Raw genomic sequence first — 12,381 nt, forward strand, 5'->3', positions numbered from 1 at the left:
ACCCGGCCCGGTCGCGCCTGCCGGCGTGGCCGGGCCCATGATGTGCCGGCGCGTAGGCCCCGGGTCGCTCAGCCCGCCCCGGCCGCCGCTCACCCCCCACCCGCGACCTCTTCCAGAAGCGCCCGGTCCTCCGCGTCGGCCGGCTCCCGTGCCACCGACGGGTCGTCCAGGAGGGCGCGCACCAGAGCCGCCTGCTCGCGGAAGACCGTCCGGCACCGCGCGCGTTCCGGATGGTCCGCCTCGTGGCCGAGCAGCAGCACCTCGCGCGGGTTGTCCGGGTCCACCGACCGGCACAGCTCGGCCGCCACCAGGACGAGATCCAGCAGCCGTGCCCGCTCCAGGGCCCGCGGCTCGACCGCCAGGCGCAGGACGAAGGGCAGCGCGTACGGCATGGCCTCACCAAGGTGGAACAGGCCCGCCACCAAGACATTGGTGAGGACCCTGGCGGCGTCGGGCGCGGCGGCGGGGTCGAGCAGCCCGTGCAGTACAGCGGGTATGTCCGCCGGACACCCGGGGATGTCGCCCCAGGGCACGTCCTCGCAGCCACGGAGGGCGGGGTGGACGAGCGAGGTCCCGCCCGGGTGGCCGGTCGGCGTGTGGTCACCCACCGACGCCGCGTCCCGCTGCCCGGGCTGCGCCCCGTGACCGCCGGCGGCACCCCGCAGGTGCGGGTACCGCCGCAGGAGGCCGTCGACCTCCGCCTGCTTCGCCGCAGCGTCCAGGACGCACATCCGGATCCACCCCTCCCGGTGGTCTGCCCGCGGCCGTTCGCAGCCGACTCCACACCCGGCCCCGCGGGGACATCAACCGGATTCTGCCGCACCCCGCTCGGCGACCAGCCCGGCCAGGGTCGCCCGCGCCCGTGCGCGCAGATCCTCGTCCCTGCGGACGATGTCGCTCTCCAGCCCCGACCGGACCACTCTGAGGTCCCGCTCCGACAGCGCGGCCAGTCTGCGGAAGGCCTCGTCGGGGAGAGAGGCGGCGCCGAGGGCCGTCAGGGCTTCGAGGGCCGTGCCGGCGTCCTCGTCGCGTTCGGCCGAGTCCAGAAGCAGGGCGGCGAGCGCGCCGCGGTCACGGCCGCCGAAGGTCTGCCCGGCGGACGCGGCCGACAGCAGCGCGAGCGCGGCGGCCGGCGCCGTCACCGATGTGCCGAGCATCTGCTCCAGGAGAGGCCGCAGGGGCCGTGCCGAGGGGCCGAGCCGGGCCGCCGCCCGCGCGGCACGGATGACGGGCCAGTCGTGCCACGGTTCGTCGGCCGTCGCAAGCACCGAGCCGAGGACGGTCACGGCCTCGGAGGCGTCGCCGGTCACCCGCCACAGCGCCTCGGCCAGTGCCGTGTCCGCGTCCAGGCGGGGGATGTTCCGGTCGAGCGACGGGTCGCCGAGCGCGGCCCGCAGTTCCGGCACCAGCTCGCGCGCGGCCTCTGCGAGCCCGGCCGCGTCCTGGGCTGCCGCACGTATCTCGTGTCCCCCGCGGAGTTCGGCCCGGATCGCGGTCAGGAAGGCGTCGGTCCGCCCGGTCAGGCGGTGCACCGCGCGTGCCGCGGCGAGCCGCCCGCCCCCGCTGTGTCCGGCCGCGCTGTCGAGACGGCGGACGACCTGCGCACGGACCCGATCGTCCTCGGGGCACACGGCCGCCAGCGCGATCGGCCCGGCGAGGGCGATCCCCGGCAGCGCGTCGAGCAGTTCGGGCACCGCGGCGGCCGCCCCCGGGCCCCAGCCGGCCAGCAGGAGGGCGAGCCGGATGGGCTCGTTCCCGGACAGCCCGGGCTCGGCGAGGCGGCGGCGGACCGCGTCCAGCAGCGCCGGTGTGCACGGCAGGGCCGCGGCCTGAGGCGTCTCCCGGGAACCCCACGCGGCGGACGCCGCCTCCAGCGCGCGTGGGCGCTCGGGCAGGTCGGCGGCGAGCAGCCGGGCGGCCTCCTCGGGCGCGGCTCCCTGTCCGTCCGTGAGGTCCTGGACGTCGGCTCCGGCGACACCTACTCCCAGTACCGCCCCGGCCAGTCCTTCGACATCACCGACCTGCCGAACGGCACCTACTACATCCAGGTGATCGCCCACCCGGCCAAGCGCCTGAAGGAGAGCGACGTCAACAACAACACCGCCCTGCGCAAGGTGGTCCTCGGCGGTGAGCCGGGCGCCCGCACCGTGCAGGTCCCGCCGCACCAGCTGATCGACGCCAACTGACCCACCTCACGACCGGCCCCGGGGACCGCCGCGCACCAGCGGCCGCCTCCGGGGCCGCCTGCCTCCTTCGACGGAACCTCCACACGCGCGCGTGGGCACGACGGCACCGGCCCGCCACAATGGAACCGCCCGGAACGAAGGAGGAACCGGCCGTGCCGGAACAGTCGTTACAAGACCTGCTCGCCCGTGTGGAACGCCTGGAGGCAGGAAAGGGACCGCTCGCCCTGGAGACCACCGCGGCCCGGCACGACCTCGCGGGCGCCCTGCACCGCGCGGGACGGCTGGCGGAGGCCGAGGCACAGTACCGACGCGCGTACGAGGGCTTCGCCCACAGCCGTGGCCGCACCCACCTGTTCACCCTCACCTGCATGAACAACCTGGCCCTGGTGCTGCGCGACCGCCGCGACTGGCAGCCGGCCCTCGGCCTGCTGGCGACCGTGGTCCAGGAGCGCGCAAACCTGCTCGGCCCCCAGCACCCGCTGACCCTGAACGCCGCCAACAACTTCCTGACCGTGCAGGTGCTGCAGGGCGACCTGGAGTCCGCGGTCAGCGAGTACCCCGCCCTGCTCGCCGCCTGCGAGGCCACCTTCGGGCCGGACGACCCCGGCACCCACGCGGTCCGCGCCGGCTACGCGAACGTCCTGCGCCGCCTCGGACGCGACCGCGAGGCCCTCGAACAGGCGGGCGCGGACGTACGGCCGGTGGCGGAGGTGCTGCTGGGCTGCGCGCGACTGCTGCGCTACACCGGCCTCTTCCCGGTGGCCCTGACGGCGAGCCGCTACGGCGCCGAGATGGCGCTCGGCACGCACCGGGAGGCCCGCACGGAACACCGCCCCGGCGAGGTGCTGCGCGACGACGACCTGGACATCGCCTGCCACGTCCTCGGACCGCACGACCTGAAGATGCCGTACGACGAGAACCAGGACCTGCTCACCCCGGCCGACCAGGTGGCCGACGCGGTCGGAGCCCTGGCCGAACACCTCGCGCGCGCCGACCGCGAGCTGGGCGAACAGCGGCTCAGGGTGCGGGTGTTCGTCCACCACGAGCACTGGCCACTGCTCAGCGCACCGCCGTCCCTGACCGTGGACCGCCGTCTGATGTCCACCCGCGACCAGGCCCGCCACGACCGGCTGATGAGTGCCACGGCCCACCAGAGCGTCCCGCATCCACGCGCGCACAGACGAGGATTCCGGCGCACACCGGGCTTCTCCGTACGGCTCGCCGACGGCCCCCAGGTGACGGTGTCCACCGCCATCGGCCTCGAGAGCAAGCCCGCCCCCTCACCCTTCGAGGCGTGAGCGGTCCGTACGGTCCTTGCGCATCACGGAGGTGGCCCGGGCACCCGCCTCGCGGTCGAGCGGCCCGTCACAGGCGAACCCCAACTGCACGACCAGCTCACGCCCGTACAGGTCGACGGCCGCCTCCACCAGATCTGCCTGCACCGCGACCGAACCCCGCGCCCGGTACCGCGCGGTGACCAGCACACCGGCCGCCAGCAGCGCGGCGGGCCACCACACCGCCGCCAGCGGCAGATACAGCACACCCCACCCCGCGAGCCGTGCCGCCGCGGCGCACGCGGCCGTCGACTCGACCAGCTCCGCGCGCGCGGCGTCCGGCATCAGCAGCCAGAGCCGGGGCCAGGCCGCCGACAGATCGAGGTGATAACTGGCGTGCACCCGCTGGTCCACGGCGTACAGCCGGTCACCCACCCAGGTGGGGCGCGCGGCCGGCTCGGGGCTGATGGCGTCCCGGCGTACGATCGCCGCCCGCAGCCGCCGCGCGGCCGCCGGACCGCCGCCCGACGCGGCGAAGTCCCGCAGCGCCGCCGACACCGCCTCCTCGTCACGGTCCCAGCGCCTGCGGCGACGGGCGGTGAGCCTGCGCAGGCCGGGCTCCTCGCCCGACGCCCACCACACCCGCTCCACCAGCTGCGCCGCCGCGGAAGCACCCAGACCCGCGGCGGCCGCCGCCGCGGTGAACGCGGCCGCCCCGATCAGCACCGTCCCGAACCGCCCGCTGGCCGGAGCCGCCGCGACCGAGTCCAGCCACGCCGTCAGCGGGCCCGGGTCGAAGGCGTGACCGTGCCCCAGCAGCACGGCGACCGTCGCCGCGCACACGTAGAACGCACCGGGCAGAAGCAGCAGCACGGCCCAGCGGCCCGCCAACTGCTTGCCCAGTTCCGCCAGTACGACACTCACAGCCGGAACGTACGGGAGACCAGCGCCGATCCGGTCAGACCGCAGAGCGGTGCCGTGTCGGCCTGTGCCCCCTCCTGCGGTTCGAGGCGCGAGCAGCCGGCCGGGGACGGGCAGCCCCACAACGTCACCGCGGGATGGGCGGTCCCGCCCCGCAGCGCCTCGAACACCCGCACACCGATGGTGAGTCCGTCGATGCCGTTGCGGGCGAACGCCTCGTCCAGCGCGTCGAGATCCGCGGCGAGCGACCTGCCGCGCTCACCCGACCGGGCGGCGGCCCGCACCCGCTCCAGCGCGTCACCCACGCCGTACCGCTCCGCCCGCTCACGCAGCGCGTCCCCGCCCGACTGCGGGCACAACCGCGCCAATCGCTCCGCGATCACGTCCATCCCGGCTCCTCCCCGTACCACGCCGCACGAATGTCCCGACACGCTACTACCGGCCACCGACCGTGGTGGTCACGATACTGAGGGGAACCGCAGAGCCAGGCCGGACGTTGTGCGGGGTACGGGGGTGAAACCATGGAGGATCTGCGACGCTACCTGCGAACCGGGGACGGACGGGACATCCCGCCGCTGCCCGACGCCGTCCTGGAGCCGGAGCCCGGCGCCGACCCGGCCGAGACGGCGCGCCTGGCGCTGATCCGCTGGTACCGCTATCTCCATCTGCCCGGGGTGCGCGGCCTCCAGGAGTACCGGGCCGCCCTGAGCCTGGCCGCCCGGCTCACCGCCCTGCCCCCGGACCTGCCGCCGCTTCCGTCGACCCTGCGCGCCCGCGTCGCCGACGGCTCACCCGTCCCCGGCCGGCGACGCTGGTTCGGCCGGCGCGAGAGGCCGGCCCCGGCCGCGCCCGAGGAGGAGAAGGGCACCCTGGGCGCCGCCCGGATCGACCAACTCCTCTTCCTCATGGCCCGGTTCGAGGAAGAGGACGACTTCAAGGCGCTCGACACCGTCCTGGAGCTTCAGATCCGCTGGCTGAAGGACGACACGACGACCCGGCGCGAGAAGGCCGCCCTGCTCAGCGACCGCGCCGTACTGATGCTGGGCCTGGCCGATCTCGGCGCCCACCGCTCCTGGCTGGAGGAGGGCGAGCACAGCGCCGAGCTGGCCGTGACGGGCACCGTCCGCCACCCCGAGCACGACGATCCCCACCTCGCCAACCGCCTGCTGCTCAAAGCCCGGTGCGCCGCCGGGTTGCAGGACGAGACGCTCGACCCCGCCGCCGCCGCGCGGGCGCTCGCCGACCTGCGCCGAGCCGTGGAGGCGGCCGGTCGAGAACAGCCGCCGCATCTGCATCCCGCGCGCGAGCTGGTCGACCTGCTGCGGCGGCAGGCGCGGGACGACGGCTCGGAGGAGACCCTGCTGGAGGCCCTCAGGGCGGCCGACTCCCTGGTCCGGGCCACCAGCGACGACGACCGCCGACTGGAGGAACACCGCCTTTGGCGGACCGAGCTGGAGGAAGACGCCGTCGCACGGGCCGGCCGGGCCGCGGTCGGGGCGGTACTCGACGGCCCGACGCCGCCCGCGCCGGCCGAGGACGCGGAGCCGGGCCTGTACGAGGTGTGGCGTACCGTCGACGATCCCGACGCCCCTCCGGCGCACCGCAGGAGCGCCGCCCTGACCCTGATCGACGCGGTGCCGGGCGGACACGAGGACCGGCCCGGAGCCCTCGTCGTGGCCGCCGAGTCGGAGTTCCGGCTCTGGGCGTCCGGCAGTGACGAGGCCTCGCCCGAACAGGCCCGCCTCTGGGCGCTGCGAGCCGTCGACGCCACCTCCACCGGTCATCGGCTCGCCGCCCGGGCGCTGATCGCCCTGGCGCAGTCCACCGTCCACCTCGCGGCCGAGTCCCCGGACCGCGTCCACCTCGCCGACGAGTCGCTCAGCAGCGCCCGGAGGGCCAGAAGGGCGCTGCCGGACGACGACCCGGACACCCCCCGGCATCTGGAGCGGCTCGCCGACGTCCTGATCGCCGCCGCCACCGTCCTGTCCGACGCCACCCTGCTCCCGGAGTCACTGGACGTGCGCAGGCAGGCACTGGCCCTGACACCCGAGGACGCCCCGTTCCGTCCCTACCGCATGTCCAACCTGGCCGGCGCCCTGCGTGACTTCGCCGAGCAGGCCCGTGACCCCGAGGCGGCCGCGGAGGGACTGGAGCTGGCCCGTCAGGCGGCGGACGCCCTCGCCGAGGACCATCCCCGCAAGCACGAACTGCTGCTCAACCTGGCCACCCACCTCCTCAAGGAGGGCGACGCGCAGGATCCGGAGCGGCTGACCGAGGCCGAGCGGCTCTACCGGCACGGCCTCGCGCTGATGCCCGCCGACCACCCCGACCGGCCGCGCTACCTCAGGTCCATCAGCCAGGTACGCCACCTCACGTACGAGCGCACCGGCGACCGGGAGGCTCTGGCGGACGCCGTCCGGCTGGCCCGCGACGCGCTGGTCCGCACCACCCCGGACGACCCGCACCGGATCGCCCGCACCATCCTGCTCGCCCGCCCCTGCACCTCCCTGCACGCGCTGACCGACCCCGGGTCCCCGGAGGCCCGGGCGCTGTGCGCGGAGGCCCTGGAGCTCTGGGAGACCGTGGCCCTCGATCCGGACACCGGGGGGAAACGCCTGCTGGAGGCACAGGGACAGCGCGCGGCCCTCGCCCAGAGCTCCGGCGATCCACAGCTGGCCCTGCGTGTCCTGGAGAGCCTCCTGGAGGCGGAGATCCCGAGGATGGCCCGCCGGTCCCTGTCCGGGGCGGTGCGCAAGGGCACCGCAAGCATCGCCCCCACCCTGGCGGTCCGCGCCGCCCGCGCCGCCCTCGACACGGGAGCCCCCGAACGGGCCGTGGAGCTGCTGGAGAACGGCCGTGCCATCCTCTACGGCCAGACCCTCGCCGTCCGGCGCCACCGAGAAGCCATCCGGCGCATCGAGCCGCAGGCCGCGCAGCGCCTCGACGAGATCGAGGCGAAGCTGAGCGCGGCCGACCTGTACGCGAACGTCACCGCCATCGAGGCCAGAACCAGCAGGGAGGACGCGTCCGGCCACGTCGTGGAGGTGAGCCGCAGCAGTAAGGACCCGCGTCCCGGCTGGGCGGCCGAGACCCGCAGGCTCGCCGCCGAGCAGGAGCGCATTCTCCGGCGTCTCGCGGAGCGCCCGGAGCTCACGGCGCTGACGCGTGCCGAGCCCCTGTCCGAGCTGCGCACGCGAATGGCCGGGGCGCCGGTGGTGCTGGTCCTCACGCACGAGGACCGGGGTGACGCGCTGCTGGTCCCGGCCGACCCGGCGCGACCGATCGAACACCTGCCGCTGCCGGGCCTGTCCGAGGCGGCGGTCCGCGAACGCACCGCGCAACTGGAGGCCTCGCTCACCCAGGCCCTGGACGTGGCGACCTCCATGGACGACAGAGAGTCCGCGCAGGAGAGGATCCACGCGGTACTGGCCTGGCTCTGGGACGAGTTGGCGGGCCCGGTCCTGGACCGTGTCCCCGCCGACGGCACCGCGCCGGAGCGCCTGTGGTGGTGTCCGGTGGGCCCCGTGCTGCGACTGCCGCTGCACGCGGCCGGACACCACCACGACACGGCGGGCGCCGCCGCTCCGGGCGAGGGCCCCGGCGGGCGTGGAGGCACGGCCGGCGACGGCAGCCGCCCAGGAAGCCCCGCCGAGGACGGCACCCGACCCCGCCCCCGGACCGTCGTCGACCGCGTCGTCCCCTCCTACACCCCCACCCTCGCCGCCCTGGCCCACTCCTTGCGCGACGCCCCGCCACCGGCCGGCTCCGCGCTCCGCCGGGGCGCGCTCGTCGTCACCGGGGCGGAGAGCCCGCGGCTGCCGCCGCTGCCGGAGGCGGCGAAGGAGGCCGCGGCCGTACGGGCCGTGCTGCCCGCCTCACGAGTCGTCAGCGGCGAGGAGTCCCGGCTCCGGGAGGTCGAGGCCGCCCTGCGGGAGCACGCTCTGGTCCATTTCGCCTGCCACGGCGACCACGATTCCTCCAGGGGCATCCTGCGTGGCGGCGGCCTTCATCTCGACACGGGCGAGACCCTGACCGCCGCCCACCTTCAGGACGTCGCCCTCGAACACGGCGCGGTGGCGTTCCTCTCCGCCTGCAGTACGGCCGAACCGCACGCCGCGATGCCCGACGAGCCGATGCATCTGGCCGCGGCTTTCCAACTGGCCGGATTCCGCAGCGTCGTCGGCACGCTCTGGCGGGCTCCCGACACTCCCGCGATGTCCGGATCGTTCTACCGGTCCCTCACCGCCGACGGCACCCGCCCGCCCGACACCACGGCGACCGCGCACGCCCTCAACGCCGCGGTCCGCGAGATCCGGGACAAGTACCTGGCGTCACCGACCCGTTGGGCGGCGTACCTGCATGTCGGCGCCTGACGCGGCCGCATGTCGGCGGGTGAGGCGGCGGGCCGCGGAGTGCACCACGCCGGTGGCGACCGGCAGCAGGGCGAGGCCGAGGGAGGCCGGGGCCGAGGGCAGGCCGGCGCGGCGCAGCCGGGTCAGGGCCCATGCGCTGTAGGGGAGGACGACCGTGGGGGCGGTCAGCACACCGGGCGTGTAGCCCCGCCACGCGGCGGACTGGGCCAGGTGCACCAGGCCGTGCACACCGAAGCCGGTGAGGACGGTGCGGTAGAAGGCGCTTGTGCCCCGGGTGCGGGCGCCGTCCGCGGCGGCGGCCGCCATGATCACGGCCATCAGGCCGATCGCCGCGTTCACTTGGGCCTGGTCGGTGTCCAGCCGCCTCCACACCGTGTCCGGCACCCGCGGGAAGCGCTCCCTCAGCCGGGGCACCGCGGTTCGCGACCAGCGGGCCATGGTGAGCAGTTCCTCGACGTCGTGGACGGCCCAGGCGGCGAACAGACCCCAGTAGGCGGCCGAGGGCACCGGGCTCTCGGCCGCCTCGGGACCGGCGGTACGGGATGCGCGGGTCATGGCTCCTCCTGGTCCCCTCGCGCGGCGGCGGCCCGGCGCCGCGCGAAGATCATGCCGGACCGGGAGCCGGCCCGCACACGGCTCGACGGAACGTCAGCCGTGGTAGTTGATGTAGCCGTTGCCGTCCGCGTCGTTGGCGGACTTGGTGTAGGCGTGGGCGTCGGCGCGGCTGCCGGAGGACTTGATCACGTAGATCGTGTCCTTGTCGTTGTTCCACATGAAGTTGCAGTTCTGGCGGTAGACGACGTTGTTCCGGTCGGAGTCGGGGCCCCGGCCGCCGCGCAGCTTCACGTAGTCGCCGGGCTCCAGGTAGTGGTTGGCGGGGAACGTGAAGGTGTTGCCGGTGGCGTCCTTGACCTTGTAGCCCTTGAGATTCACGGTCGCGGTCCGCGAGTAGTTCTTGAGCGTCAGGTACTCGGCCTTGGTGTTGCCGGTGGTGCAGTTGTTGGAGTCGCGGCCGGGAGCGTCGTACTGAATGCCCTTGATCTTCACGGCGGACGCGTACTCGGTGGCGTTCGCGGGGCCGGCCGCGGTGAGCGCGAGAGCTCCGGCGACGGTGACGACGGCGGCCGCGGACGTGCGTATGCGCATGAGGTGTTCCCCCCAGTGGTGCGTTTCGGGAGCCTGGAGCATATCCAAGCCGTGAACGGCTCCTGGGGGCAGCGTGGTGAATCAGTGAAGACCGGACACGGAAACGTCCGGATCGGGCCGCGGGGACCGGACGCGGGAAGCGCCCGGACCGGCCGCGGGAGCGGACACGAAAACGTCCGGGCCGGCCCCTGTGGGCCGACCCGGACGTCGGAGCTCGTGCGTCGGACCCCGTCGGGTCAGAGGGTTCAGACGAGGTCGAACCGGTCGAGCTCCATGACCTTGACCCAGGCCGCGGCGAAGTCGGTCACGAACTTCTTCTTCGCGTCGTCGCTCGCGTACACCTCGGCGAGGGCACGCAGCTCCGAGTTCGAGCCGAAGACGAGGTCGGCGCGCGAGCCCGTCCACTTCACGTCACCGGCCGCGTCACGGCCCTCGAACGTGGTCTGGTCCTCGGAGGTCGACTTCCACGTGATGCCCAGGTCGAGCAGGTTGACGAAGAAGTCGTTGGACAGCACACCGGGGGTGTCCGTGAGGACGCCCAGCGAGGTGCCCTGGCTGTTGGCACCCAGCACCCGCAGACCGCCGACCAGGACGGTCGTCTCCGGGGCGCTCAGGGTCAGCAGGTTGGCGCGGTCCAGCAGCAGGTACTCGGCCGGCAGGCGGTTGCCCTTGCCGAGGTAGTTGCGGAAGCCGTCCGCCGTCGGCTCCAGGGCCGCGAAGGACTCGGCGTCCGTGTGCTCGTCGGTCGCGTCGACCCGGCCCGGGGTGAAGGGCACCTCGATGTCGACGCCACCGTCCTTGGCGGCCTTCTCCACGGCGGCGGTGCCGCCGAGGACGATCAGGTCGGCCAGCGACACCTTCCTGGCGCCGGAGTTGAACTCCTGCTGGACGCCCTCCAGGACACGCAGCACCTGGGCGAGCTGGTCGGGGTCGTTGGCCTCCCAGCCGCGCTGCGGCTCCAGCCGGATACGCGCGCCGTTGGCGCCGCCGCGCTTGTCGCTGCCGCGGAACGTCGAGGCCGACGCCCACGCGGTGGAGACGAGCTGGGACACCGTCAGGCCCGAGGCGAGGAGCTTGGCCTTGAGCGCCGTGACGTCGGCGGCGTCGATGGTCTCGCCCTCCGCCTGCGGCAGCGGGTCCTGCCACAGCAGCGTCTCCGCCGGGACCTCCGGGCCGAGGTAGAGCGACTTCGGGCCCATGTCACGGTGGGTCAGCTTGTACCAGGCGCGCGCGAACGCGTCCGCGAACTCCGCCGGGTTCTCGTAGAAGCGGCGGGAGATCGGCTCGTAGATCGGGTCGAGCTTCAGGGAGAGGTCCGTGGTGAGCATCGTCGGCAGGTGCTTCTTCGACGAGTCGAAGGCGTCCGGGATGATCGCCTCGGCGTCCTTCGCCACCCACTGGTGGGCGCCCGCCGGGCTCTGGCTGAGCTCGTAGTCGTACTCGAAGAGGTTCTTGAAGAACCCGTTGCTCCACTGGGTCGGGGTGGTGGTCCAGGTGACCTCCAGGCCGGACGTGATGGCGTCCTTGCCCACCCCCGTGCCGTAGGTGCTCCTCCAGCCGAGGCCCTGCTGCTCCATCGGGGAGGCCTCGGGGTCCGGGCCGACGCTGTCCGCGGGGCCCGCGCCGTGGGTCTTGCCGAAGGTGTGGCCACCGGCGATCAGGGCGACGGTCTCCTCGTCGTTCATCGCCATGCGGCGGAACGTCTCACGGATGTCGCGGGCCGCGGCGATCGGGTCCGGGTTGCCGTTGGGGCCCTCGGGGTTGACGTAGATCAGGCCCATCTGGACCGCGCCGAGCGGGTTCTCCAGCTCGCGGTCACCGCTGTAGCGCTGGTCGTCGAGCCAGGTGGTCTCGGGACCCCAGTAGACGTCCTCCTCGGCCTCCCAGACGTCCGCGCGGCCGCCGCCGAAGCCGAAGGTCGTGAAGCCCATGGTCTCCAGGGCGACATTGCCGGTGAGGATCATGAGGTCGGCCCAGGAGATCGACTGGCCGTACTTCTTCTTCACCGGCCACAGCAGGCGGCGGGCCTTGTCGAGGCTGGCGTTGTCGGGCCAGCTGTTCAGCGGGGCGAAGCGCTGCTGTCCGGCGCCGGCGCCGCCGCGGCCGTCGCTGATGCGGTAGGTGCCCGCGCTGTGCCAGGCCATACGGATCATCAGCGGGCCGTAGTTGCCGAAGTCGGCCGGCCACCAGTCCTGCGAGGTGGTGAGCACCTCGGCGATGTCCCGCTTCACGGCCGCGAGGTCGAGGTTCTGGAAGGCCTCGGCGTAGTCGAACTCCTCGCCGAGGGGGTTCGCGACCGCGGGGTTCGTGGCAAGGACCTTCAGGTTGAGTTTGTCCGGCCACCACTGGCGGTTTCCGCCGCCCTGCGTCGGGTGCGGAGCGCGTCCGTGCGCGACCGGGCAGCCGCCTCCGGCCTCGGTCTTCGCGTCTGTGACGATTGCTTCGTGGTTCTCAGACATGCCAATCCTTCTGTTCTAAGCG

General features: G+C 73.9%; 9 protein-coding genes and 1 pseudogene. 3 read left to right on the top strand and 7 right to left on the bottom strand.

What is annotated here, in order from left to right; genetic code table 11:
* Positions 1-89: 89 nt before the first annotated feature.
* Together ABZZ79_RS28275 and ABZZ79_RS28280 are read right to left on the bottom strand one after the other, a co-directional pair.
* The gene (locus tag ABZZ79_RS28275) at positions 90-731 is read right to left on the bottom strand and encodes a hypothetical protein (protein WP_356693348.1); all 642 of its coding nucleotides are present in this window, start codon (positions 729-731) and stop codon (positions 90-92) included.
* 72 nt (positions 732-803) lie between these two features.
* Entirely contained in the window at positions 804-1,532 is a 729-nt protein-coding gene (locus ABZZ79_RS28280) for a hypothetical protein (protein WP_356693350.1), read from the bottom strand.
* A 402-nt stretch (positions 1,533-1,934) separates the two neighbouring features.
* Here ABZZ79_RS28280 and ABZZ79_RS28285 point away from each other — a divergent pair.
* Positions 1,935-2,186, top strand: a pseudogene (locus ABZZ79_RS28285) (lysyl oxidase family protein); the annotation flags it as partial.
* A 152-nt stretch (positions 2,187-2,338) separates the two neighbouring features.
* Positions 2,339-3,484: a tetratricopeptide repeat protein gene (locus ABZZ79_RS28290; RefSeq protein WP_356693352.1), complete on the top strand. Its 1,146-nt coding sequence runs from the start codon at positions 2,339-2,341 to the stop codon at positions 3,482-3,484.
* On the opposite strand, the gene ABZZ79_RS28295 is transcribed toward ABZZ79_RS28290, so the two are convergent.
* Together ABZZ79_RS28295 and ABZZ79_RS28300 are read right to left on the bottom strand one after the other, a co-directional pair.
* Positions 3,467-4,384: a hypothetical protein gene (locus ABZZ79_RS28295; RefSeq protein ID WP_356693354.1), complete on the bottom strand. Its 918-nt coding sequence runs from the start codon at positions 4,382-4,384 to the stop codon at positions 3,467-3,469. The two genes, ABZZ79_RS28290 and ABZZ79_RS28295, sit on opposite strands and share 18 nt — an antisense overlap.
* The gene (locus tag ABZZ79_RS28300) at positions 4,381-4,770 is read right to left on the bottom strand and encodes a hypothetical protein (RefSeq protein WP_356693356.1); all 390 of its coding nucleotides are present in this window, start codon (positions 4,768-4,770) and stop codon (positions 4,381-4,383) included. The genes ABZZ79_RS28295 and ABZZ79_RS28300 overlap by 4 nt, the downstream gene beginning before the upstream one ends.
* 132 nt (positions 4,771-4,902) lie before the next feature.
* Here ABZZ79_RS28300 and ABZZ79_RS28305 point away from each other — a divergent pair, with 132 nt between their 5' ends.
* Entirely contained in the window at positions 4,903-8,754 is a 3,852-nt protein-coding gene (locus ABZZ79_RS28305) for a CHAT domain-containing protein (protein ID WP_356693358.1), read from the top strand.
* On the opposite strand, the gene ABZZ79_RS28310 is transcribed toward ABZZ79_RS28305, so the two are convergent.
* The 3 genes from ABZZ79_RS28310 to katG all read right to left on the bottom strand — a co-directional run bounded on the left by ABZZ79_RS28310 (position 8,713) and on the right by katG (position 12,359).
* The gene (locus ABZZ79_RS28310) at positions 8,713-9,309 is read right to left on the bottom strand and encodes an HXXEE domain-containing protein (protein WP_356693360.1); all 597 of its coding nucleotides are present in this window, start codon (positions 9,307-9,309) and stop codon (positions 8,713-8,715) included. The genes ABZZ79_RS28305 and ABZZ79_RS28310 overlap by 42 nt on opposite strands.
* Before the next feature lie 93 nt (positions 9,310-9,402).
* A complete protein-coding gene (locus tag ABZZ79_RS28315) occupies positions 9,403-9,900 on the bottom strand; it encodes a lamin tail domain-containing protein (RefSeq protein ID WP_356693362.1) in 498 nt (165 codons plus the stop codon).
* Positions 9,901-10,145: 245 nt separating this feature from the next.
* Positions 10,146-12,359 (bottom strand): catalase/peroxidase HPI, encoded by a 2,214-nt coding sequence (gene katG, locus ABZZ79_RS28320; protein WP_356693364.1) that lies wholly within the window; start codon positions 12,357-12,359, stop codon positions 10,146-10,148.
* Between the last annotated feature and the right edge of the window lie 22 nt (positions 12,360-12,381).

The organism is Streptomyces sp. NPDC006458, assembly GCF_040612135.1.
Taxonomy (GTDB): domain Bacteria; phylum Actinomycetota; class Actinomycetes; order Streptomycetales; family Streptomycetaceae; genus Streptomyces.

What these genes read in the sequence shown, in the direction of transcription:
- katG (WP_356693364.1), bottom strand. Translation starts at nt 12,359, where the DNA reads ATGTCTGAGAACCACGAAGCAATCGTCACAGACGCGAAGACCGAGGCC.
- ABZZ79_RS28310 (WP_356693360.1), bottom strand. Translation starts at nt 9,309, where the DNA reads ATGACCCGCGCATCCCGTACCGCCGGTCCCGAGGCGGCCGAGAGCCCG.
- ABZZ79_RS28315 (WP_356693362.1), bottom strand. Translation starts at nt 9,900, where the DNA reads ATGCGCATACGCACGTCCGCGGCCGCCGTCGTCACCGTCGCCGGAGCT.
- ABZZ79_RS28300 (WP_356693356.1), bottom strand. Translation starts at nt 4,770, where the DNA reads ATGGACGTGATCGCGGAGCGATTGGCGCGGTTGTGCCCGCAGTCGGGC.
- ABZZ79_RS28305 (WP_356693358.1), top strand. Translation starts at nt 4,903, where the DNA reads ATGGAGGATCTGCGACGCTACCTGCGAACCGGGGACGGACGGGACATC.
- ABZZ79_RS28275 (WP_356693348.1), bottom strand. Translation starts at nt 731, where the DNA reads ATGTGCGTCCTGGACGCTGCGGCGAAGCAGGCGGAGGTCGACGGCCTC.